19 protein-coding genes and 2 pseudogenes are annotated in these 21511 nt (G+C 75.3%); 6 read left to right on the forward strand and 15 right to left on the reverse strand.

Annotated elements, in window-relative coordinates; genetic code table 11:
• Positions 1–387, reverse strand: a pseudogene (locus tag AC3EUJ_RS27335) (amidohydrolase); the annotation flags it as partial.
• A gap of 220 nt (positions 388–607) precedes the next feature.
• Here AC3EUJ_RS27335 and AC3EUJ_RS27340 point away from each other — a divergent pair.
• Complete coding sequence (locus AC3EUJ_RS27340) at positions 608–1594, forward strand: NAD-dependent epimerase/dehydratase family protein (RefSeq protein ID WP_431965848.1); 987 nt, start codon at positions 608–610, stop codon at positions 1592–1594.
• Between the two features lie 320 nt (positions 1595–1914).
• Here the strand turns inward: AC3EUJ_RS27340 and AC3EUJ_RS27345 are convergent, their stop codons facing one another.
• From AC3EUJ_RS27345 to AC3EUJ_RS27370, 6 genes are read right to left on the reverse strand one after another with little or no spacing between them, the layout of a single operon-like run.
• Positions 1915–3123: a vWA domain-containing protein gene (locus AC3EUJ_RS27345; protein WP_431965850.1), complete on the reverse strand. Its 1209-nt coding sequence runs from the start codon at positions 3121–3123 to the stop codon at positions 1915–1917.
• A gap of 34 nt (positions 3124–3157) precedes the next feature.
• Positions 3158–4057 carry an AAA family ATPase gene (locus AC3EUJ_RS27350; RefSeq protein ID WP_431965852.1) on the reverse strand — a complete coding sequence of 300 codons (900 nt, stop codon included), beginning with the start codon at positions 4055–4057 and terminating at the stop codon, positions 3158–3160.
• Positions 4047–4979: an XdhC family protein gene (locus AC3EUJ_RS27355; RefSeq protein WP_431965854.1), complete on the reverse strand. Its 933-nt coding sequence runs from the start codon at positions 4977–4979 to the stop codon at positions 4047–4049. Before AC3EUJ_RS27355 ends, AC3EUJ_RS27350 begins: the two co-directional genes overlap by 11 nt.
• Positions 4980–4987: 8 nt before the next feature.
• A complete protein-coding gene (locus tag AC3EUJ_RS27360; RefSeq protein ID WP_431965856.1) occupies positions 4988–7360 on the reverse strand; it encodes an aerobic carbon-monoxide dehydrogenase large subunit in 2373 nt (790 codons plus the stop codon).
• Complete coding sequence (locus AC3EUJ_RS27365) at positions 7357–7878, reverse strand: (2Fe-2S)-binding protein (RefSeq protein WP_431965858.1); 522 nt, start codon at positions 7876–7878, stop codon at positions 7357–7359. Before AC3EUJ_RS27365 ends, AC3EUJ_RS27360 begins: the two co-directional genes overlap by 4 nt.
• A gap of 1 nt (position 7879) precedes the next feature.
• Positions 7880–8752, reverse strand: coding sequence for an FAD binding domain-containing protein (locus AC3EUJ_RS27370; protein ID WP_431965860.1), 873 nt, complete (start codon positions 8750–8752; stop codon positions 7880–7882).
• A gap of 117 nt (positions 8753–8869) precedes the next feature.
• Between AC3EUJ_RS27370 and AC3EUJ_RS27375 the strand changes: the two genes are divergently transcribed.
• On the forward strand, positions 8870–9829 hold the full coding sequence (locus AC3EUJ_RS27375) for a LysR family transcriptional regulator (RefSeq protein ID WP_431965862.1): 960 nt from the start codon (positions 8870–8872) through the stop codon (positions 9827–9829).
• A 337-nt stretch (positions 9830–10166) separates the two neighbouring features.
• Here the strand turns inward: AC3EUJ_RS27375 and AC3EUJ_RS27380 are convergent, their stop codons facing one another.
• Complete coding sequence (locus AC3EUJ_RS27380; protein WP_431965864.1) at positions 10167–10952, reverse strand: tyrosine-protein phosphatase; 786 nt, start codon at positions 10950–10952, stop codon at positions 10167–10169.
• A 139-nt stretch (positions 10953–11091) separates the two neighbouring features.
• Here AC3EUJ_RS27380 and AC3EUJ_RS27385 point away from each other — a divergent pair, with 139 nt between their 5' ends.
• From AC3EUJ_RS27385 to AC3EUJ_RS27395, 3 genes are all read left to right on the forward strand, one after another.
• Positions 11092–11868 carry an enoyl-CoA hydratase-related protein gene (locus tag AC3EUJ_RS27385; protein ID WP_431965866.1) on the forward strand — a complete coding sequence of 259 codons (777 nt, stop codon included), beginning with the start codon at positions 11092–11094 and terminating at the stop codon, positions 11866–11868.
• Positions 11869–12008: 140 nt separating this feature from the next.
• Positions 12009–13460: an MDR family MFS transporter gene (locus tag AC3EUJ_RS27390; protein WP_431965868.1), complete on the forward strand. Its 1452-nt coding sequence runs from the start codon at positions 12009–12011 to the stop codon at positions 13458–13460.
• A 286-nt stretch (positions 13461–13746) separates the two neighbouring features.
• On the forward strand, positions 13747–14256 hold the full coding sequence (locus AC3EUJ_RS27395) for a GNAT family N-acetyltransferase (protein ID WP_431965870.1): 510 nt from the start codon (positions 13747–13749) through the stop codon (positions 14254–14256).
• Positions 14257–14366: 110 nt separating this feature from the next.
• Here AC3EUJ_RS27395 and AC3EUJ_RS27400 read toward each other — a convergent pair.
• From AC3EUJ_RS27400 to AC3EUJ_RS27420, 5 genes and pseudogenes are all read right to left on the reverse strand, one after another.
• Positions 14367–15194, reverse strand: a pseudogene (locus tag AC3EUJ_RS27400) (lysylphosphatidylglycerol synthase transmembrane domain-containing protein); the annotation flags it as partial.
• Complete coding sequence (locus AC3EUJ_RS27405) at positions 15191–16042, reverse strand: SAM-dependent methyltransferase (protein WP_431965872.1); 852 nt, start codon at positions 16040–16042, stop codon at positions 15191–15193. The pseudogene AC3EUJ_RS27400 and the gene AC3EUJ_RS27405, both read right to left, overlap by 4 nt.
• A complete protein-coding gene (locus AC3EUJ_RS27410; protein WP_431965874.1) occupies positions 16039–17163 on the reverse strand; it encodes a glycosyltransferase family 4 protein in 1125 nt (374 codons plus the stop codon). The genes AC3EUJ_RS27405 and AC3EUJ_RS27410 overlap by 4 nt, the downstream gene beginning before the upstream one ends.
• Entirely contained in the window at positions 17160–17558 is a 399-nt protein-coding gene (locus AC3EUJ_RS27415; protein ID WP_431965876.1) for a 6-pyruvoyl trahydropterin synthase family protein, read from the reverse strand. The genes AC3EUJ_RS27410 and AC3EUJ_RS27415 overlap by 4 nt, the downstream gene beginning before the upstream one ends.
• A 24-nt stretch (positions 17559–17582) precedes the next feature.
• The gene (locus tag AC3EUJ_RS27420) at positions 17583–18563 is read right to left on the reverse strand and encodes a zinc-dependent alcohol dehydrogenase (RefSeq protein ID WP_431965878.1); all 981 of its coding nucleotides are present in this window, start codon (positions 18561–18563) and stop codon (positions 17583–17585) included.
• Positions 18564–18679: 116 nt separating this feature from the next.
• On the opposite strand from AC3EUJ_RS27420, the gene AC3EUJ_RS27425 reads away from it, so the two are divergent.
• A complete protein-coding gene (locus AC3EUJ_RS27425; protein WP_431965880.1) occupies positions 18680–19480 on the forward strand; it encodes a CDP-alcohol phosphatidyltransferase family protein in 801 nt (266 codons plus the stop codon).
• 555 nt (positions 19481–20035) lie between these two features.
• Here the strand turns inward: AC3EUJ_RS27425 and AC3EUJ_RS27430 are convergent.
• Both AC3EUJ_RS27430 and AC3EUJ_RS27435 read right to left on the reverse strand, forming a co-directional pair.
• Positions 20036–20719, reverse strand: a complete 684-nt coding sequence (locus AC3EUJ_RS27430) for a RibD family protein (protein WP_431965882.1) — start codon at positions 20717–20719, stop codon at positions 20036–20038.
• Positions 20720–21090: 371 nt separating this feature from the next.
• Positions 21091–21447, reverse strand: coding sequence for an MmcQ/YjbR family DNA-binding protein (locus tag AC3EUJ_RS27435; protein WP_431965884.1), 357 nt, complete (start codon positions 21445–21447; stop codon positions 21091–21093).
• Between the last annotated feature and the right edge of the window lie 64 nt (positions 21448–21511).

Raw genomic sequence — 21511 nt, forward strand, 5'->3', positions numbered from 1 at the left:
ACCGGGGCGGTCGCGCGTCCGGGGCCCCGCGGCCACCCGCTCGCCGCCGAAGGGTCTGTGGCACCCGGGTGGCGGCGTCTCCGCGGGCGGCCCGGCGAAGGGATCCCGGTCGAGGACGACGAGGTCGCCGAGCCCGCCCGGGGTGAACGTGCCGGCGTCGTCGAGGTGGTTCACCCAGGCCCTCCTCCGGCAGGGACACGGGACGCCCTCCGGGGCGTCCGGGGTGCGGCGGTTGACCGCGGCGTGCGGGGCCTGGAACCGGCCGGGGCTGCTGACCGGCCGGCCGCTGCCGGCGGCGGGCATGGCGCCACAGCGCGACAGGTCGCCGAACCGGTACTGCCGGGCGGCCCGTTCGGGGCCGGGGAAAGGCAGCGTGAGCTCGTCCATGCGCGGCACTGTGCGGCCAACGGCGCCTGAACGTCGGCGATGGCGCCCGGTGCGGGGAAGCGGGCGGCGACGTCGGGGGCGACGACGACGTGCAGACGGTCGAGGTGGTGCCGGGCATCGCGGCGGTCCACTCGGCGGCGGTGCTCACCGCCTGGCCGCGCGATTGCGCCCACAGCGTGATCGGTGCCGCCCGGCCGCGCCACCGGGCACAGTGGCCGGTATGAAGCTGCTGACACTGGGTGGTACGGAGTTCGTGGGACGCGCCGTCGTCGAGGACGCGCTCGAACGGGGCTGGGAGGTCACGGTCTTCCACCGCGGCCGCCACCAGGCGCCGCCCGGCACCACCGAGCTGCTCGGGGAACGCGGCACCGAGGGCGGCCTGGCCGCCCTCGGACACGGCCGGTGGGACGCCGTCGTCGACACCTGGTCCGGCGCGCCTGCCGCCGTACGGGAGACCGCCCGCCTCCTGGCCGGCCGTGCCCGGACCTACGCCTACATCTCCAGCCGTTCCGTCTACACCTACCCCGCCGCCGCCGGACTCGACGAGGACGGACCCGTGGTGGACGCCTCCCCCGGCGACGGACCCGACGTCGACTACGCCCGCGCCAAACGCGGCGGGGAACTGGCCGCGGCCGAGTCCTTCGGCGACGGCGCCCTGCTGGTGCGCGCGGGCCTGATCCTGGGCCCCCACGAGAACATCGGCCGCCTGCCCTGGTGGCTCAACCGCATCGCCCGCGGCGGCCCCGTCCTCGCCCCCGGCCCCCACGACCTGCCCCTGCAGTACGTCGACGCCCGCGACCTCGCCGCATGGGTCCTGGACGCCGCCGAATCCGGCCTCGGCGGCGCCTACAACCTCGTCAGCCCACCCGGGCACACCACCACCGGCGAACTCCTGGCCACCTGCGCCGCGGTGACCGGCTCCGACGCCGAACTGCGCTGGACCGACCCGGAGACCGTCCTGGCCGCGGGCATCGAACCCTGGACCGAACTGCCCGTCTGGCTCCCGCCGGGCGAGCTCTACGACACGCTCCACACCGCCGACGTCTCCCGCGCCCTGGCCACCGGCCTGCGCTGCCGCCCCGTCACCGAGACCGTCGCCGACACCTGGCAATGGCTGCGCTCCGTCGGCGGCACGGCACCCCAGCGCCCCGACCGCCCCGTGGTCGGCCTCGCCCCCGAGAAGGAGGCCAAGGCGCTGGGCGGCTGAGACGCGGCCGGCGGGAGGTGGGAGTCGGCCGCCAGGGTGAGCTCCTGACGCTTGGCCCGGGGGCCGAACGCGGTGAACCGCGTGGCGTGGATGCCGCCGAGACAGGCCTTGCACACCGCGGTGCGGCCGGGGCCGGCCTCGGGCCGCGTCGTCGGGAAACTGCCGGCCTCCCGCAGGTCGTCGACCCCGGCGGTCGCGTCCTCGTACCGGCGCGGCGCACCCTCGCCTGCCAACCGGCCGCGGTGGCCGAAGGCGAGCGCCGCACAACCCCGTTCGGCGAACCTCGTGGGCCGCTGCCGGGCCTTGCCGGGAGGACGGAATCAGGACGAGCGATCCCCCGCGGACGCGACGGAACCCGCCGTGCCCTGCTTCGCACCGGCGCGGCGGCGCCCCGGCGCGGACAACGCGGCGGCGAAATCGTCCAGGGCGGCCAGGTCGTGGGCGCTGACGACGGTGTCGCAGTACGGCAACGCCGCGGCCATGCCGCCCACGAGCGGACGGTAACGGGGACTGGCCGTACGGGGGTTGACCCACACGACACGGAAGGCTACCCGCGCGAGCGCGGCCATGTGCCGGGCGAGGAGCGCGGGGTCGCCGGTGTCCCAGCCGTCCGAGACGATCACCACGACGGCACCGCGGGCCATGCCGCGGCGTCCGTACCGCTCGTTGAACTCCCCCAGGCACCTGGCGATCCGCGTGCCCCCCGACCAGTCCGGCGCCGTACGCCCGGCACGCGCCAGCGCGTCCGAGGGCAGACCGGGCCGCCGCAGGACGGAGGTCAGCCGGGTGAGCCGGGTGGCGAACGTGAAGACCTCGGCCCGCGCGCCGCGCGACGCGCAGTAGAGCAACTGCAGCATGGCCCGGGCGTACGGCTCCATCGACCCCGAGATGTCGCAGAGGACGACCAGGTCACGGCGCCGGGTCCGCGGCACGAAGCGGCGCAGCCGCAGAGGGTGTCCGCCCGTGCGGCGCCCGGCGGCGAGCGTACGGCGCAGGTCGACGCGCTCACCGTGCCGGGCGGCGCGGCGCCTGCGCGAGGGGCGGAGAGGGGTGTTGAGCACGATCGCGCGCATCGCCCGTGCCAGAAGGACGAGTTCGTCCTCGGACAGCTCCGCGAAGTCCCGGGTGGCGAGCCGGTCGGTGGGGCTGGCGATGGTCGGCGTCTCCACCTCGCGCGACCGCCCGCGGGCATCCTGCGCGCGCCCGGCGGCACCGCCCCTCGGCGCGGTACGCCCGGCGCCGGCGGGCGACCGCGGCGGGTCGCCCCGCTGCCCCCGCGCGACCGCGTGCGCGGGGGCCTCGCCGCCGAACACCTCCCGGAACACCGCGTCGAACAGCGTGATCTGCTCCGGGTCCGACACCAGCGTCGCCAGCGCGCAGTGCCGCAACTCCCGCGTCGTCGCAGGCCCCAGTGCGGTCACCGCACGGGCGAACCGCCCCGCCCTGTCCGGGCCCACCGGTATCCCCGCCCGCCGCAGGGACTCGCCCAACGCGGCCACCACCTCGGCCAGCCCCGGTGCCGAGGGCATCTCGACCCTCGCATTACTTGCCTGGCCTCCACGCTCACGCATCGCTGTCCACCAGGTGCGCGAGGCCCCCGGCCCGGACCGCCGCGAGGTCCTCGGCGTACTTGAGGACCGCGCCAAGGGTCCGGTCGGCCGCGTTCGCGTCGAACGAGGTGAGGCCCAGCGCCCGCATCGCGGCGGCCCAGTTGACGGCCTCGGCGATGCCGGGCGGCTTGGTGAGCCGCTGATCGGCGCGCAACCGGTCCACGGCCCCCGCGACCCGGGACGCCAGCCACTCCCCCGCCCCGGGCACGCGCCGCCGGATGACGGCGGCGACGCGCTCGGTGTCCGGGTACTCGATCCAGTGGTAGAGGCAGCGCCGCTTCAGCGCGTCGTGCAGGTCGCGGGTGCGGTTGGAGGTCAGGACGGCGACGGGCGGCACCGTCGCGGTGCGCGTGCCGAGTTCGGGGACGGTGACGGCGGCGTCGGCGAGCAGCTCCAGCAGGAAGGCCTCGAACTCGTCGTCGGCGCGGTCCACCTCGTCGATGAGCAGGACGGCCGGTCGCGGCCCCGGGTGCGTGATCGCGGCGAGCAGGGGCCTGGGCATCAGGAAGTCCTCCGTGAACAGGTCGGCGTCGCGCAGCGGTTCGCCGCGGGACTCGGCCAGCCGGATCGCGAGCAGCTGGCGCGGGTAGTTCCACTCGTAGAGTGCCTCGGCGGCGGACAGCCCCTCGTAGCACTGGAGCCGGATCAACGGCGTGTCGAGGACGGTGGCCAGTGCGCGGGCCGCCTCCGTCTTGCCGACGCCCGGTTCGCCCTCCAGCAGGATCGGCTGGCGCATGCGGACGGCCAGCAGCAGGGCCGTGGCGAGCGCGTCGTCGGCGAGGTAGTCGGCGGCGTCGAGCCGCGCGCGCAGGGCGGGGACGTCGGGGACGAGGGCGTCGGGGTCAGGAGGCATGCGCGTAGCGGGCGGGGTCGTCGGTGTAGGCGTGCCGGCAGCCGGGGCCGCAGAAGTAGACGCTGCCGCCGCCTTGTCCGGTCAGTGCGACGGTGCCGGGGGTGACGGCGACCGCCATGCCGCACACCGGGTCGACGGCCTCCGCGACGGGCGGCCCGGGCGCCGCGGTGTCCGGGGCGGCGGGTCGGGCGGCGGGAGGGGCGGCCGGCCGTGGCCGCACCGCGATGACCTCGGCGTACACCGACACGGCGATCTCCGCCGGGGTGCGGGCGCCGATGTCCAGCCCCGCCGGGGTGTGGACGCGGGCCCGCTCCCGCGGTGTCAGCCCGAGCCCGGCCAGGACGGCCGCGCCGCGCCGGGGACTGGCGACGAGTCCGACGTACGGGACCCCCGCGCGCACCGCCCCGGCCAGCGTGGCCTCCTCGTCCCGGCCGTGCGAGGCGATCACGACGGCGTCCAGGTCGTCGGGCAGTGGTGTCCCGGGTTCCGCGGGCCGGGCGTCGTAGCCGAGCGCCCGGCCGACGTCGAGCAGGGCGCGGGCGATGGGCGCGTGGCCCTGGACGTGCACCAGCAGGGGCGGCAGGTGGGCCTCCAGGAAGATGTCGAGGGTCCCGCCGGACTGGCACGGGTTGCCGACGGTCACCAGGCCCTCGTCCTGGGCGCCCGTCTCCGCGCCGCCGGGGGTGATCCGCAGCAGCACCGACTCCCCGGTCTCCAGCAGGCGCAGCCCCTGCAGCTGCACGGTCGACTCGGCGCAGACGCCGCCGACGAAGCCCTCCACGGTGCCGTCGGGCAGCACCAGGGCGCTGTCGCCGGGCCTGGCGCTGGTCGGGCGCTGCGCGCGGACGACCGTGGCGAGGACGAACGGGGTGCGGCCGTGCCGCAGTTCGTCCGCTCGGTGCAGCAGTTCGGTGCTCGTCATCGGGTGCCTCAGGTGATCGCCAGGTCGCTGCGGAGCGGCTGTCCCCGCGCGGCCCGCCAGACCGCCGCCGGGGTCAGGGGCATGTCGATGTGGCGTACCCCGAGCGGCCGCAGTGCGTCGACGACGGCGTTGACGACGGCGGCGGGCGAGCCCACGGTGGCGGACTCGCCGACGCCTTTGGCGCCGATCGGGTGGTGCGGGGAGGGGGTGACGGTCTCGCCGAGCTCCCAGGAGGGGCACTCGACGGAGGTGGGCAGCAGGTAGTCCATGAAGGACCCGCCGAGGCAGTTGCCGTCCTCGTCGAACGCGATCACCTGCATGAGCGCCATGCCGAGCCCGTCGGCGAGCCCGCCGTGCACCTGTCCTTCGACGATCATCGGGTTGATGCGGGTGCCGCAGTCGTCGACGGCGACGAAGCGGCGCACCTTGACCTGCCCGGTGCCGGCGTCGACGTCGGCGACGCAGATGTAGGCGCCGAACGGGAAGGTGAGATTGGGCGGGTTGTAGACGCAGGTCGCGTCGAGGTGGCCCTCCACGCCCTCCGGCAGTTCGAGGGTGGAGTGCGCGGCGAACGCGATCTCGGCCATCGTGCGGCCCTGGTCGGGGTCGCCGGTGACGAACCAGCGGCCCTTCTCCCACTCCAGGTCGTCCGGGCTGACCTCGAGCATCGCCGAGGCGACCAGCCGGGCCCGCTCGCGGACCTTGCGGGCCACCAGCGCGGCCGCCGCGCCGGACACGGGGGTGGAGCGGGAGCCGTAGGTGCCGAGGCCGAAGGGCGTCTGGTCGGTGTCGCCGTGCACGACCTCGATGTCCTCGGGAGGGATGCCCAGTTCCTCGGCGACGATCTGCGCGAACGTCGTCTCGTGGCCCTGGCCCTGCGTCTGCACGGAGATCCGCAGCACCGCCTTGCCGGTGGGGTGGACGCGCAGTTCCGCGCCGTCGGCCATGCCCAGGCCCAGGATGTCCATGTGCCTGCGCGGGCCCGCGCCGACGGCCTCGGTGAAGAACGAGAGCCCGATGCCCATGAGTTCGCCGCGTTCGCGCCGCTCCGCCTGCTCGCGGCGCAGCTCCTCGTAGTGCGCCAGGTCCATCGCGAGCCGCAGGGCCCGCGGGTAGTCGCCGGAGTCGTACTCCCAGCCGGTCGTGTTCCGGTAAGGGAACTGCTCGGGCCGCAGCAGGTTGCGCATCCGCAGTTCCGCCGGGTCGGTGCCGAGTTCGGCGGCGAGCACGTCGACCATGCGCTCCACGAGGTAGACGGCCTCGGTGACGCGGAAGGAGCAGGCGTAGGCGACGCCGCCCGGCGCCTTGTTGGTGTAGACGCCGGTGACCTCGCAGTGCGCGGCCTCGATGTCGTACGAGCCGGTGAAGACCCCGAAGAAACCGGCGGGGAAGTGGGTGGGCTGGGCGGTGGCGTTGAAGGCGCCGTGGTCGGCGAGGACCTTGACGCGCAGGGCCAGGATCCGCCCGTCCGCGGTCGCCGCGATCTCTCCGTGCATGTGGTAGTCGCGGGCGAAGGAGGTGCTCATCAGGTTCTCCGAGCGGTCCTCCACCCACTTGACGGGCTTGCCGGTGACGATGGAGCCGACGACCGCGCACACGTACCCGGGGTAGATGCCGACCTTGTTGCCGAAGCCGCCGCCGATGTCCGGCGAGATGATGCGGATCTTGTGCTCGGGGATGCCGGCCACCATCGCGTACAGGGTACGGTGCGCGTGCGGGGCCTGGGTGGTGGACCACACGGTGAGCTTGCCGGTGACGGCGTCCATGTCGGCGACGGTGCCGCAGGTCTCCAGCGGGGCGGGGTGCACCCGGGGGTAGAGCATGTCCTGTGTGACGACGACGTCGGCGCGGGCGAACGCCTCGTCGGTGCGCTCGCGGTCGCCCGCGGACCAGTCGAAGACGCGGTTGCCGGTCTGGTCCTCCTTGTCGTCGCGGATCAGCGGCGCGTCGGGGTCGAGCGCCCTGCGGGCGTCGACGACGGGCGGCAGCGGGTCGTACTCGACGTCGATGAGCTCCAGGGCGTCGCGGGCCGCGTAGCGGTCCTCGGCGACGACGAAGGCGACCTCCTGCCCCTGGAAGCGCACCTTGTCGGTGGCCAGCACCGCCTGGGTGTCGTACGAGATCGTGGGCATCCACGCCAGCCCGAGCCCGGCCAGGGTCTGCCCGGTGATGACGGCCTTCACCTTGGGATGCGCCTCGGCGGCGGAGGTGTCGACGGACACGATCCGCGCGTGCGCCAGCGGACTGCGCAGCACCGCGCCGTACAGCATGCCGGGCAGTCGCACGTCGTCGACATAGGTGCCGTGGCCGCGCACGAAGCGGGCGTCCTCCTTGCGGGTCATCCGCCCGAAGCCGACCGGCCGTCCCGCGGTGGTGGTCATGTCCGCACCTCCTCGCGGCCGGGCGCCCCCCGCGCCGTCTCCTCGGCGGGGCGCGCGGTGCCGCCGTGCTCGGCGGCCCAGCGGATGGAGCGCACGATGTTCTCGTAGCCGGTGCAGCGGCACATCTGTCCGGAGATGGCCTCGCGGATGTCCTCCTCGGAGGGGTCCGGGTCGTGGTCGAGCAGCCAGCGGGCGGTCATCATCATGCCGGGGGTGCAGAAGCCGCACTGCAGTCCGTGGCAGGCGACGAACCCCTGCTGGACGGGGTCGAGTTCCGATCCTTCGGCGAGGCCCTCGACGGTCCGCACCTCGTGGCCGTCGGCCATCACCGCGAGCACAGTGCAGGACTTGACGGGCGTGCCGTCCAGCCAGACCGCGCAGACCCCGCAGTTGGAGGTGTCGCAGCCCCAGTGCGTGCCGGTGAGGCCCAGCTCGTCGCGGAGGAAGTGCACGAGCAGCAGCCGGGGTTCGACGTCCCGGGTGTGGCGCTCGCCGTTCACGGTGACCGTGATCTGCATGTCAGGCCTCCTGCCCCTGGGCGCGGGCGGCCGCGGCGCGCAGCGCCCGCACGGTGAGCTCGGCGGCGAGGTGCCGCTTGTAGTCGACGGGGCCGCGCTGGTCGGCGGAGGGCCGGCACTCCTCCCCCGCGATCCGGCCCGCCTCGGTGAACCGCTCCTCGCCGGGCGGCCCGCCGCGCAGGTGTCGCTCGGCCTCCTCCGCGACGAAGCGGGGCGCGCCGACCGCAGTCAGCCCGATGCCCGCCTCGGCGACCACTCCCGCGGAGAGTTCCAGCACCGCGGCCGCCGCGGCGACCGCCCAGTCTCCGGCCCGGCGCTCCACCTTGCGGTAGGCGCTGGCGTGCGAGCGGATCGGCACCCGGATCTCCAGCAGCAACTCAGCCTCGCCGAGCACGGTCTCGTACGGGCCGAGGAAGAACTCCCGGACCGGCACGGCCCGTCGCCCGCCCGGCCCCTGGGCGACGAGGGTCGCGCGCAGCGCGCAGAACGCGGCGGACAGGTCCTCGGACGGATCGGCCTGGCAGAGCGAGCCGCCGACGGTGCCGCGGTTGCGCACCAGCGGGTCGGCGATCATCCGCTCCGCGTCGCGGAGGACGGGGAAGTGCTCGCCGACCACGGCAGAGGCCAGCAGGTCGGCGTGCCGGACCATGGCGCCGACGGCGAGTTCACCGCCGTCCACGCGGATGCGCGTCAGCTCGTCGAGGCCGTTGATGTCGATCAGCGCCTCCGGCTGGGCGAGCCGCAACTTCATCATCGGCAGCAGACTGTGCCCGCCCGCCACCACGCGGGCCTCGGGCCCGTACCGGGTGAGCAGCTCGATGGCGTGGTCGACGCCGGTCGCGCGCGCGTACTGGAAGGTGGCCGGAACCTGCATACGCCCTCCTGGGTCCGGACGTGGCCCCCTGTGGGGCCGATGCTGCGCCTGCCCGCGGGGGCGGGCAATGGGCCGATAAGCCTTCACTTATCGGGGCGAAAGCGGGAAAATCGAGGGGTGACCGTGACGCAGCTCAGCACCTTCGTGCTGGTGGCCCGGCTCGGTTCGGTCACCGCCGCCGCGCGGACGCTGAACGTGAGCGAGTCCGCTGTGTCGCAGTCCCTGGGCGCACTGCGCGCGCACTTCGGCGACCCCCTGATCCGCCGTGCGCCGGGCGGCGGGATGCGACTCACCCCGGCGGGCGCGCGGCTGCTCCCCGTCGCCTCGCGCATGGTCGCGCTGGGCGCGGACGCGGAGGCCGCCGTGCGGGCGGCGCAGGGCGAGCCCGACGAGCTGCGCGTGGTGGCCGCGGGCACACTCGCGGAGTTCGTGCTGCCCTCGCTGACGGAGGCCTTCGCCGAGCGGACGGGCGGCCGTATCGACACGTCCTTCGGGGTCGCCACGACGAGCGGGATGCGGGCGCTGGTGGAGCACCGTCTGGCCGACGTGGCGCTCGGCCCGGACCTGGGCTCGGTGGGCGGCGGAGGGCTGATCGGCGAGCCCGTCTTCCGCGCCCTGCTGGTCGCGGTGACCGGTACCCGGTCGCCCCGGCCCGCGGGGCCGCCGTCCCGGTGGACGTGGCTGGTCGACCCCTCCGGCACCGACCCGGGCGCCGACGCGGGACGCCTGCTGCGCAGGCTGCGGGTGCCCGAGGCCCGCGTCCGGGTCTTCCCGCACCAGACCGCGGCCTGGGCCGCCGCCGCGGAGGGCGCGGGCGTGGCCCCCGCGACGGCCCACCTGGTCAGCCCGCGCCTGCGCCGCGACGAACTGCGCCTGCTCGACACCCCGGCCACCCCGGTGGACGCCACCTGGTACGCCACCGTCCTGCCCCCCGGCTTCCGCTCCCCCGCGACGGACGTCTTCCTCCACTTCGTCCACACGGCCGCCGCCACGCGCGTCATGCGCGCCCCCGGCACGGGCGTCGCCCCCTCCCGCTCCCACCCCGCGGTCCACGTCACGCTCTGGCCCACCGCCTGACCCGCACCGGCATGCGGCGCGGACCGGCCCGGCCCAGGGCGCGGTGCTCCCCTCCCTCATCGGGCCGGTCCCGGCAGCCCGGTCCGCCACCGCTCTCCGCGGCGCACATCGGCCGAAGCGGCGGACGGCCGCCCGGAGCGCGAGGCCCTGCCCGGACACCCTCGTCCCACGTCGTGGCGCTGGGACGGCAAGCCCCGGGCATAGGCCCTGCCCCGGGGGCACGGCCGCGCTCGGCCCCTGCCGGACCCGCACCGCTCCGCCCCGGCGACGCGTTCGCCGCCACCGGCCCGGACCGCGGCATCCCGGGGCCGGGTCGCGCCCGCACGAGCGACAGCGGTCAGCGCGGGGCCGGGATGACCAGGACCTCCCTCAGGCGGGCGAGTTCGGCCGCCGTCAGGCCGCGGTCCCGCAGCCAGGCGGCCGCGCCGCCGTGGTCGGTGTGGAGGGTGTCCAGGAAGCGGTGCATGACGCGGGGCTCCGAGGCCATGAAGGCGTGCTCCACGGCGGGCAGGTCGCGGTACGAGGGGAGGCGGGTCAGGCGGGCGCGGATGCGGACGACGCGCTGGGCGGTGAGCGCGTAGTCGGCGGCGATGGCGGCGGCGGGCACGTCCACGGCGTCGAGCAGGAGGGCCGCGAGGACGCCGGTGCGGTCCTTGCCGACGGCGCAGTGGAAGACAACGGCGTGCTGGTCGGTGTCGGCGACGACGCGCGCCGCGGCGACCAGGGACTCGCCGCTCCCGTCGAGCAGCCCGAGATAGAAGCCGGTCGCGTCACCGTCGTCCGCGGTCGTCACCGCAACGGTGTCGGTGACCAGCGCCCGTACCCGGCTGACCGGCAGGTTCATCCTGCGCACGGCGGTGTCCGCCAGCAGGCCGTGGCCCTCGCGGGCGGCCTCGTCGGGGCCGCGCAGGTCGAGGACGGTGCGCAGCCCGTACCGGCCGAGGAGGAGTTCGACGTCGTCCGCCGTGGCCTCCTGGAGGGTGCCGGCCCGGAACACCACGCCGCGCCGGGTCGTGCCCCCGCCGCGCACCGGCAGGCCGCCCAGGTCGCGGATGTTGTCGACCTCCGCGAGTTCGAGCCAGCGCGGCGTCTCACCGGTGGATCCGTCCTGCGTCGCCTCCAAGGCGCCCTCCTCGTGCAGCCCCTGGCCATCGTGCCGTGCGCGGCCGCCCCGGTCCACCGGCGACCACGGGCGCGGGGATATCGTCGGCTGACCCCGGGGAGGCCCCGGACACGGACGACCACGACCGGAGGTGCCCGCCATGGCCCAGTCCGAGCCCCTCGTGGAGCCGCTGGTGCGCACGGAGCGGCACGGCCGCGTCCTGGTGATCCGGATGTGCCGCGCGCACAAGCGCAACGCGGTGGACCGGCAGTTGGCCGACGCGCTCGACGCGGCGTTCAACACCCTGGAGGACGACCCGGAGCTGTGGGCGGGGGTGCTCACCGGCTCCGGCGGGGTCTTCAGCGCGGGCAGCGACCTGAACGCCATCGGCGACTACGTCACCGAGCGCGGCGGCGAGTACGGGCTGATCCGCCGTCACCGGCGCAAGCCGCTGGTCGCCGCCGTGGAGGGCGCCGCCCTGGGCGGCGGGATGGAACTCGTGCTCGCCTGCGACCTGGTGGTGGCCGCGGCGACCGCCCGCTTCGGGCTGCCGGAGGTCCGGCTCGGCCTGGTGCCCACGTGCGCGGGGCTGTTCCGCGGCCCGCGCGCCCTACCCGTCAACCTGGCCAGGGAGATGGTGCTGACCGGCGACCCCGTCGACGCCGCGCGGGCGCACGCCGCGGGGCTGGTCAACCGGATCGTCCCGGAGGGCGGGGCGCTGGCGGGCGCGCTCGAACTCGCCGCGCGGGTCTGCGAGAACGCCCCGGTCGCGGTCCGGGCGAGCCTGGTGGCGATGGACGCGTGGCTGTCCGGCTCGGACGGACTCGGCTGGCGGGCCACCGAGGAGGCGACCCGCACCGTGATGGACTCCGAGGACCGGCACGAGGGCGTCGCCGCCTTCCTCGACAGGCGACCGCCCCGCTGGACCGGCCGCTGACACCCCGGTAACCGGCGGATACACGCACCCGGGTGACTCCGGCGTGCGCCACACCGGGGGCCGGGCTTATCTGGAAGCCGTGACCGGTGTCGTCCGGGCGGTCCGCCGCGCAGAAGGCGCCCCGAGCGAGGAGCTTCCTTTTGGCACGCAGGATTCCGCCGACCACCGCGGTCGCCGTGGTGTTCGTCGCCGCGCTGTTCATGGCGATCATGGACACCACCATCGTCAACGTCGCCGTACCGGCCATCGGCGAGGACTTCGGCGTACCGGCCTCCGGTCTGGGCGGTGTCAACATCGGCTACCTGGTCAGCCTGGCGGTCTTCATCCCCGTCGCCGGCTGGCTCGCCGACCGGTACGGCACCCGCAAGGTGTTCCTCGCCGCGCTGGTCGCCTTCACCGGGGCGTCGGCGCTGTGCGCGATGTCGACCAGTCTCGAACAGCTCACGCTGTACCGGATCCTGCAGGGTGCCGGCGGAGGTCTGCTCGTCCCGGTCGGCCAGACCATGCTCTTCCGGGCCTACCCGCCGGCGGAACGGATCAAGGCGCAGCGCGCGTTGATGGTGCCGACCGCGATCGCCCCGGCCGTGGGCCCGGTGCTGGGCGGCTGGCTGTGCGACGCCGTGTCCTGGCACTGGGTGTTCCTGGTCAACCTGCCCGTCGGCACCGCGGCCGTGGTCTTCGGTCTGCTCTTCCTGCCGGACTACCGGCTGGAGCGCCCCGGGCGTTTCGACCTCCTCGGTTTCGTCCTGGCCGGCGGCGGGCTGTCGCTGGCGCTGTACGCGCTGACCAACGGCGCCAAGGACGGCTGGGGCAGCACGGGCATCCTCGTGCCGCTGCTCGTGGGGATCGCGGCGCTCGGCGCGATGGTGCTGGTGGAACGGCGGATCGCCATGCCGATGCTGGACCTGGAGCTCTTCCGGGACCGGTTGTTCCGCGCGAACACCGTGGTGATGTTCCCGCTCAGCGCGGTGTTCCTCGGCACGGTGTGGCTGTACCCGATGTTCCTGCAGGAGGCGCTGGGCTTCAACGCCTTCGAGAGCGGGCTGGCCACCTGGCCGGAGGCCGTGGGCGTGATGGCCGCCGCGCAGATCGCCCCGCGCCTGTACCGGCGGATCGGGCCGCGGTGGCTCATGGTGGGCGGTTCGGCGGGCATGGGCGTCTGCGTGGCGGTGATGACCGGGTTCACGACGGCCACCTCGCCGTGGGTGCTGCGCGGGGTGCTCTTCGTCCTGGGCTACTGCATCGGGCACGTGATGATGTCGGCGCAGAACGCCGCTTTCGCCACGATCCCCGCCCCCTCGACCGGGCGGGCGGCGACCGTGTTCAACATGCAGCGGCAACTGGGCGGCGCCTTCGGGACCGCGCTCATCGCCACGCTGCTCACCGCGGTCGGGACCACCGCCGTGGCGGCGGGCGGCGCCACCAAGGCCAATCTGGGCGCGTACCACGCCGGCTTCGTGCTCTGCACGGGCCTGGCCCTGATCTCCGCGGTCGCCGCGCTCTTCGTCTCCGACAAGGACGCCCTCGGCGTCGAGACCCCCCGCGCGGGCCGCCCCGCCCGACCCGACGCCGCCGCCTCGCCGGCCTCCTGACCCTGGGGCGGCCGGGCGGGCGGCCGTCCGGGGCGGGCAGACCACCGAGACGTGGATGTGCCGCGTATGACAGCCGGTCAGGCGTCGGGCCGGACGCCGGCGTGGAGCGGGCGGCGGCCGGCTCAGCATCACATCCGGCCAGGAGCCGGCGTCCTCCTGCTCCGCGTGCCGGGCGGTCCGGTGCCGCGTGCCCGGAAACGCCACCGCCCGTGCCGGGGCACGGCGGCGCATCCGCCGCGTCAGCGGCACGTCCGGGCACGCGCCGCGCAGGGCCTAGCATCGGATCATGCCTCGCCTCGAACGTCTCCGTGCCGACCACGCCACCGCGCTCCTGGAGTTCGAGGTGGCGAACCGGGCCTACTTCGCCGCGTCGATACCGGACCGGGGCGACGACTGGTTCGCGCACTTCGACGCGCGGCACCACGCGTTGCTCGCCGAGCAGGACGCCGGGTTCTGCCACTTCCATGTGCTGGTCGGCGCGGGCGGCGAGGTGCTGGGCCGGGTCAACGTGGTGGACGTGGCGGAGGGGTCGGCGGAGCTGGGGTACCGGATCGCCGAGAGCGCGGCCGGGCGCGGGCTCGCCACGGCCGCGGTTCACGAGGTGTGCGCCCTGGCCGCCGGGGAGTACGGGCTGACGACGCTGTGGGCGGTCACCACGCTGGACAACGCGGGCTCGCGCACGGTGCTGACCCGCACGGGGTTCGTCTCGGCGGGCACGGTCGAGCTCGACGGCCGCCCCGGGCTCCGGTTCGTCCGCGAGCTGGGCGACGGGACGCCGCCGCCCTCCGCGCGCTGAAAGCGGGCGGCGAGCGCGCGCAGGCCGGGGAGGGCGAGCACGACGATCCCGGGGAGGCTGGAGACGAGGGTCAGCACCCCGTACACGACGGCGGTCGCCAGGCCCTGCGTGGCGCCCAGCCCGGCCGCGCCGAAGGCGAGCGTCGCGGCGGCCTCCCGCGGGCCCCAGCCGCCGATGTTGACGGGCAGTCCCATCACGAGCAGGGCCAGGACGAGCGGCGGCACGAGCGCGGTGACCGGCGCCGACGAGCCCGCGACGCGGGCCGCGACCACGAACAGGGCGATGTGGCCGACGAGTCCCGCCGCGGAGAGCGCGACCACACCCGGCCAGGTGCCGCGGGCGAGCAGTCCGCCGCGGAGGTCGGCAAGCCCGGTGGCCAGCGCCTGCCGGCCCTTGGCGCCGCGCCGCCACAGCAGCCATCCGCCGAGCGCCACGACGGCCACCAGCACACCGGCCGTCACCTCGGCGGCGGCCCGGCCGGGCACGAGGTCCCCGGCGATGGCCGTGACCAGGGCGGGCCGGGTGAGCAGGACGGCCCCGCCGAGCACGAGGACGACGACCTGGCCGCCGGCCCTCTCCAGGACGACCGCGCGCACGCCGCGGCCGACGTCGCCGGAGTTCTTGCCGTGGCGTACGGCCCGGTCGACGTCGCCGAGGACGCCGGCCGGGAGCACCGCGTTGAGCAGCAGCGCCCGGTAGTAGTCGGACACGGCCCGGGCCAGCGGGAGCCGCAGGCCGAGCCGGCGGGCGACCAGGCACCAGCGCCAGGCGCTCGTCACGGTGGTCAGCAGGCCGATCGCGAGAGCGGCCAGGACGGCGGGGCCGTCGACGACCCGCAGGCCGTCGACGAAGGCGCCGGTGCCGAGCCGCCACACGAGGGCGGCGAGGATGCCCGCGCCGATCAGCAACCGCAGCCAGGCCCACAGTCGTTGCCTCACCGGGCCGCACCTCCGGGCAGGGCGAGCAGGTCGCCGTGACCGACGACGGCGGTCAGCCGCCCGGCCGCGCAGTCCTCGAGGCGGCGGTGCAGATAGGCCCGCGCGGGGGCGGCCAAGGCGGGTTCCTGCTCGACCGCGGCGCCGACCCAGCCGCGCAGCCACTCGGCGGTGAGCGCGGCCTGGTCCGCGCCCAGCCTCCAGGGGCTGGCACGGGTCGTGACGGTGGCGCCGTACCAGGTGAACGCCCGGGTGGCGGCGTCGAGGGCGTCGGGTCCGAGCAGTGCGCGGCCGCCGGCGGTGCGCCGCTGGTGCGCGTTGAAGGCGGCGGTGATGTCCGCGTCGAGGGGGTCGGCGGGCCCGAGTTCGATCTCGCCGACCACGGAGAGACCGAAGAGCACGGGCACCGCGGCGGCGGCGCAGGTGGCGGCGAGGGCGTCGATCTCGTCGGCGGTGAGCAGGTCCAGCAGCGCGGAGCCGGTGACGAGCGAGGTCCCGGCGAGGTCGGCGGCGGTGAGCCGGGTGAGGTCGCCCTCGCGGGTTTCGGCGGTGACGGGGCTGCCGCCCGCGGTGCGGCCGGCCAGGCTCGCCGCGGCGAGGGCGAGCAGGGCGGCGTCGTGGTCGTGGAGGATCCAGTGCTGAGGTCCGGGCAGCCGTCCGCTGAGCCAGCGGCCCATGGACCCGGTGCCGCAGCCGAGGTCGCGGACGACCAGCGGGCCGGTGCCTCGGGGCACACCCGCGAAGTGCTCGCGGAGCGGGCCCAGCAGGTCCGCGGCGCGGGCCGCGGCGTCGGCGTCCTCGCGCAGCGCGAGCCAGCGCGGTGTGAAGGGGGCGGTGTCGGACGTGGTCATCGGGTTCCCTCCCGCAGCAGTTCCAGCACCGTGTCCATGTGCCGCGCGGTGTGCTCCCAGCCGTGCAGCGTCTCGCGCCGCCGGCCGGCCGCCGTCCGCAGCCGGCCGCGCAGGCCGGCGTCGTCGAGCCAGCGGCGGAGCGCCGCGGCGAGTTCGCCGCTGTCGTCCGGGGGGACGAGGAGGCCGGGCGGTGTGCCGTCCGGTGCCAGGCCGAGCGCGTCGGGCACTCCCCCGGCGGCGGTGGCCAGGACGGGTGTGCCGCGCATCAGGGCCTCGGTGACGACCATGCCGAAGGTCTCGGCGCGGGACGGCAGGACGAGCAGGTCGGCGGCGGCGTACTCCGCCGCGAGGGGCTCACCCGTGAGCGGGCCGGTGAGGTCCACCCGGTCGTCGAGGCCGTGCCGGCCGATCAGTTCGCGTACGCGTGCGAGGTGTCCGGGGTCACGGCCGAGCGGGCCCACGCAGCGGCAGGTCCAGGGCAGGTCGGCGACGGCGGCGAGCGCCCCGGCCAGCAGGTCGTGGCCCTTGCGCGGGGTCAGCGAGGCGACGCACAGCAGGCGCGTGCCGGCCTCCGTGCCGGGCGCGAGCGGCGCGGGATCGGTGCCCGGGGTGACGACGTGGACCCGGCCGGCGGGCAGCGCGTGCCGCTCGGCGACGCGCCGGGCGGCCCAGGGACTGGTGGCGACGACCGCGGCGGCCGCCCGCAGGGTCTCGCGCTCCAGGGCGTCCAGTTCCGCGGCGTCCGCGGGGTCGAGGCCCGTCTCGTCGGCCAGCGGAAGGTGCACCAGGACAGCGGTGCGCAGCCGGCGCGTGTGCGGTACGACGATCTCGGGGACGCCGCAGGCCACGAGCCCGTCGAGCAGGACGGCGGCGCCGTCCGGCACCGCCGTGAGCGCCCTGGCCAGGTGCTGCCGGGCGACGGTGTCCGGACGCGGCCACGCGCCCCGCACCGGAAGTTCCCGCAGCGGACGGCCCGCCGCCGCCAGGGTCTGGATCAGGCGGCGGTCGTAGACGTTGCCGCCGCTGGGCGCGGCGGTGTCGTCGACGTCGCCCGGGAGGACGACGTACGCGGGGTCCGCCCCCGCCGGAGCGGGGGCGGTCGAGCGCGCGGGCGTCCTCACAGAGAACGCTCGTAGCTCGCCCAGGCGACGTGCGACTCGTGCAACGTGACGGTGATGCCGGTCAGGCCGTGCGCGCCCGCGCCGAGCTTGCCCGCGGCCACGCGGTCGGCGAGCCGGTCGGCAATGACCTTCGCCAGGAACTCGGTGGAGGTGTTGATCCCGGAGAAGTCCGGATCGTCGTCGAGGTTGCGGTAGTTGAGCGCGGCGAGCACCACGCCCAGCTCCTGGGTGGCCAGGCCGATGTCGACGACGATGTTGTCGGCGTCGAGCTCCGGGCGGCGGAACGTGGCGTCCACCAGGAACGTCGCGCCGTGCAACCGCTGCGCGGGTCCGAAGACCTCGCCGCGGAAGCTGTGGGCGACCATGACGTGGTCGCGGACGGTGATACTGAACACGCGAGGACAACCTTCCCCAACGGCCTAACCGGGACGGTAGGCAATACGGTGACAGAGCACGGAACGTTCACCGCCTGCGATCTCCTTCATCAGCAGGGGCAGTTCCTCGAAGTCGCTCTCGCCGGTGACGAGGGCGTCGTAGACCGGGTCGGCGAGCAGGCGCAGGGCCAGTGCCATCCGGTCCGGGTAGGTACGCCGGGTGCGGCGCGAGGGTGAGACGGTGCCGACCTGGCTGCTGCGCACGACCAGGCGCCGGGAGTGGAAGGCCTCGCCCAGCGGCAGGCTGACCCGCCGGTCGCCGTACCAGCTCAGCTCCACTACGGTGCCCTCCGGCTCCAGCAGTTCCAGACAGCGGGCGAGCCCCGCCTCGGTGGCGCTGGCGTGGACGACCAGATCGCAGCCGCCCTCGGCCGCGTCGGGGTGGGCGAAGCCGACGCGCAGAGCCTCGGCGACGGCGGCGCGGGAGGGGTCGACGTCGACGAGCTGCACCCGCGCGCCCGGGACGCCCGCGAGGACGGCGGCGACGCTGCAGCCGACCATGCCGGCGCCGACCACGGCGATCCGGTCCCCGATCTGCGGGGCCGCGTCCCAGACCGCGTTGACCGCGGTCTCGACGGTGCCCGCCAGTACCGCACGCCCCGCGGGGACGTCGTCGGGCACGGGCGTCACGGCGGCGGCCGGTACGACGTACCGGGTCTGGTGCGGGTAGAGGCAGAAGACGGTGCGGCCGAGCAGCTCGGACGGCCCCTGCTCGACCACGCCCACGTTGAGGTAGCCGTACTTGACCGGTCCCGGGAACTCGCCGTCCTGGAACGGCGCCCGCATCGCCTGGCGCTGGCTCACGGGCACCCCGCCCCGGAAGACCAGGGTCTCGGTGCCACGGCTCACCCCGGAGTACAGGGTCCGCACCAGCACCTCCCCCGGGCCCGGTTCCGGCAGGGGGGCCTGCCTGATTTCGCCCTCGCCTGGTTCACGAAGCCAGAACGCACGCGCCGAACGCTCCACCGATTTCCTCCGTACTCCATGGCGGGCAACGAGCACCCGCCATCCGGGTGGTGCCGGGCCCGTACCGTACGCGGCTGTGCCGCACAGGCGACAAGCGGGGACGTCTCATGACCGTGATGACCGTTGGATCCGAGTTCCGTGGTGGTACCGCGGGCCGCGAGCAGGCCAGGGCGGCGGCAGCCCAGCTGGCGCTGCTGGCCGCGCTGTGGGCCACCGTGGGCCTGGACACCGTGGGCTGGCTGGCCGGGACCGTCTTCGCGGCGGGCACCTGGGCGCTGCTGGCCGCGGGCCTGCGGCGGGCGGGACGCCGCTCGCTGGGCCCGGCCGACCACGTCACCCTGGCCCGGGCGGTGCTCGTGGGCGGCGTGACGGCGATGGTGGCGGGCGGCGTCGCGCACGGCGAGCCGCTGCTGACCGGGCTGACCGCGGTGGCGCTGGCGCTCGACGCGGTGGACGGGAAGGTCGCGCGGCGCACGGGCACGGCGTCCGCCCTGGGCGCGCGCTTCGACATGGAGGTCGACGCCTTCCTGATCCTGGTGCTGAGCGCGCGGCTCGCCCTGACTCTGGGCCCGTGGGTGCTGCTGATCGGTGCCATGCGCTACGCCTTCGTGGCGGCGGCGTGGGTGCTGCCGTGGCTCGACTCGCCGCTGCCGCCGAGCTTCGCGCGCAAGACGGTGGCGGCCACGCAGGGCGTCGTCCTGCTCGTGGCCTGCTCGGGGCTCGTGCCCGCGGGGGTCTCCGCGGCCCTGACGGTGCTCGCGCTGGCCTCGCTGGTGTGGTCGTTCGGCCGCGACGTGCTGTGGCTGTGGCGGCACCGGCCGGCCCCGCGGTCCGCCGCGGTCTTCCCTAAGGCGGCGGGGGCATCCGCGGAGACCCGCGATCTGGTCTCCGCGTCCGCGGACGGCCGTTCCGCCTGACCCGGTACGTGTCAGGGCCCCGGCAGCGACTTCCGCTGCCGGGGCCCGGCCCGGCCGGCCGGCAACGGCGCGCCGCTTCACGGCCTTGCCGCCGCGGGCCTCGCGAGGGCCGCCCCGGCTCAGCGCGGCACCACCCGGCGGCCACAGCTCCTGGCGCGGCGAGTTCGGGCTCCCCGCAGGTGCCACCAGCGGCCGGAATCCCGGTCTGACGGGCCAGGAAGAGCGCACCGCATCGCCCCGGGACACCAGGCCGGCGAGAGCAGCCACCCGTCCCACTCATGGCCTTCATGCCGTCATGTCGGGCCGGCCGACGGCCGACGGCCGACGGAGCACAGAACAGAACAGAACAGCACAGCACATCGCAGCGCGCCCGTACGCCGGGCCCGCGCATGTGGCCGTGGCTCCTCTGGTCCGTCCGGCACTCGGACCCGCCGACGGCCGGCCGACTTCACGCAGCCGGTACGGGGATCGCCCCGAGGTCACCCGCCGTCAAGGAGCCCGCGGACCGCACGGAGCACAGGCCGCAGGGCCGGGAGCATCGGCCGTGGAGCCTGGTCAGGCGCCCTGGTGGGGCAGGTAGCGCAGCAGCACCACGTCGCCGATCTGGCGGGTCTCCGCGAGTGTCATCCGGTGCTCGGGGCCCTGGGGGAAGACCGCGGGGTTCACCATGCGCGGCGCGTCGGCCTGGCCGACGAAGAACGGCGCGTACACCAGGTGGAGTTCGTCGACGAGCCCGGCGCTGAGGAACATGGTGTGGACGACTCCCCCGCCCTCGACCATGAGCCGTTCGACACCGCGCCGCGCGAGGTCGGCCAACAGGATCCGGAGGTCCAGCGGGTCGCCCGCCTCGACGACGGTACAGAGGCCGCCCAGGCGTTCGCGAACGCGGTCGCCCACGCCGGAGGTCGTGTAGACCACCTTCTCGCACTCCCCGGTGGTGAAGAACCGGGCGCCGGGGTCCAGTTTCCCGCTCTCGGTGACCGTGACCTTCAGCGGGGTCGGCGGCAGCCCGGCGCGGACGCGCCGTTCGCGGCGCTCAGCGCCGCACACCAGGAGCCGCGGGTCGTCGGCCCGTATGGTGTTGGCGCCGACGAGGATGGCGTCCATCCCGGAGCGGACCTCGTCGATCCGGTCGAAGTCCTCCTCGTTGGAGAGCAGCAGCCGGGTCGTGCTCGTGTCGTCCAGGCATCCGTCCAGCGAGGAGGCCACGGACAGCAGTACGTACGGGCGCGATCTCATGGGGACACATTGCCGCACGAGAACGTTCGCGGATGTGAAGGTTCCGTAAGTCGCACGGAAGTCTCCGGATCGATGTAGGGTCCGCCGATCATCGTGCGGCCTGGTCAGCCGCGAAGTGGGCCGGTCAGTCCCGCACCCCGGCGAGCACGTCGAGTGCGAGGGCGTCGTCGGCGTCCTGGGAGAGGGAGACGTCCGCCCGCCGGGTGGCGCCCGCGGCGAGGGCCACTGAAGGAAGGCGTCGTGGCGCATCTCGTTGACCAGCACGCCGTCCGCGCCATGCGCCTCGGCACGGGCAGCCGCGGCGGCGGTCTGCTCGATCCGGCCGGTGAAGGTGAAGTCGGTCCTGAGGGGCGGGGACACGGCCGGGTTCGTCACGCGCCGGCTCCCGCTGCCGGGCCCGCCGCCTCGGTGAGCCGCGGCGGCGCGGCCTGCCGCCAGGAGTCGGTGACGATGTCACGGAGCTCGTCCATGTCGTCCAGGGCGGCCAGCCGCACCCGCACCCAGTTCGATCCGGCCTCGTGCGGCGGGACCCAGAACTTCCCCGGCTCGGCCGCGATCAGCTCGCCGCGCTCGTGCATGGGGCACCGCACCGCGAAGGACGTCTCGTCGTCGGGCAGCGTGAGGTACATCTTCCCGGCGACCCGGAACGTGGGCATGCTCCAGGCCTCCTTCTCCACCGTCTCGGGCAGCGAGAGGGCGATGCGGCGGACGTCTTCGGAATCGGGCATGCGAACACCGTAGCCATCGCCTCCGACAACGGCCGCGACGCGTCCCCTGTCCGTGGGCGGGCGC

It is taken from the genome of Actinacidiphila sp. bgisy160, from assembly GCF_057707815.1.

Bases quoted from the DNA above. Each gene is read 5' to 3' on its own strand.
- AC3EUJ_RS27340 (WP_431965848.1), top strand. From the start codon at position 608: ATGAAGCTGCTGACACTGGGTGGTACGGAGTTCGTGGGACGCGCCGTC.
- AC3EUJ_RS27345 (WP_431965850.1), bottom strand. From the start codon at position 3,123: ATGCCCTCGGCACCGGGGCTGGCCGAGGTGGTGGCCGCGTTGGGCGAG.
- AC3EUJ_RS27350 (WP_431965852.1), bottom strand. From the start codon at position 4,057: ATGCCTCCTGACCCCGACGCCCTCGTCCCCGACGTCCCCGCCCTGCGC.
- AC3EUJ_RS27355 (WP_431965854.1), bottom strand. From the start codon at position 4,979: ATGACGAGCACCGAACTGCTGCACCGAGCGGACGAACTGCGGCACGGC.
- AC3EUJ_RS27360 (WP_431965856.1), bottom strand. From the start codon at position 7,360: ATGACCACCACCGCGGGACGGCCGGTCGGCTTCGGGCGGATGACCCGC.
- AC3EUJ_RS27365 (WP_431965858.1), bottom strand. From the start codon at position 7,878: ATGCAGATCACGGTCACCGTGAACGGCGAGCGCCACACCCGGGACGTC.
- AC3EUJ_RS27370 (WP_431965860.1), bottom strand. From the start codon at position 8,752: ATGCAGGTTCCGGCCACCTTCCAGTACGCGCGCGCGACCGGCGTCGAC.
- AC3EUJ_RS27385 (WP_431965866.1), top strand. From the start codon at position 11,092: ATGGCCCAGTCCGAGCCCCTCGTGGAGCCGCTGGTGCGCACGGAGCGG.
- AC3EUJ_RS27395 (WP_431965870.1), top strand. From the start codon at position 13,747: ATGCCTCGCCTCGAACGTCTCCGTGCCGACCACGCCACCGCGCTCCTG.
- AC3EUJ_RS27405 (WP_431965872.1), bottom strand. From the start codon at position 16,042: ATGACCACGTCCGACACCGCCCCCTTCACACCGCGCTGGCTCGCGCTG.
- AC3EUJ_RS27425 (WP_431965880.1), top strand. From the start codon at position 18,680: ATGACCGTTGGATCCGAGTTCCGTGGTGGTACCGCGGGCCGCGAGCAG.
- AC3EUJ_RS27430 (WP_431965882.1), bottom strand. From the start codon at position 20,719: ATGAGATCGCGCCCGTACGTACTGCTGTCCGTGGCCTCCTCGCTGGAC.
- AC3EUJ_RS27435 (WP_431965884.1), bottom strand. From the start codon at position 21,447: ATGCCCGATTCCGAAGACGTCCGCCGCATCGCCCTCTCGCTGCCCGAG.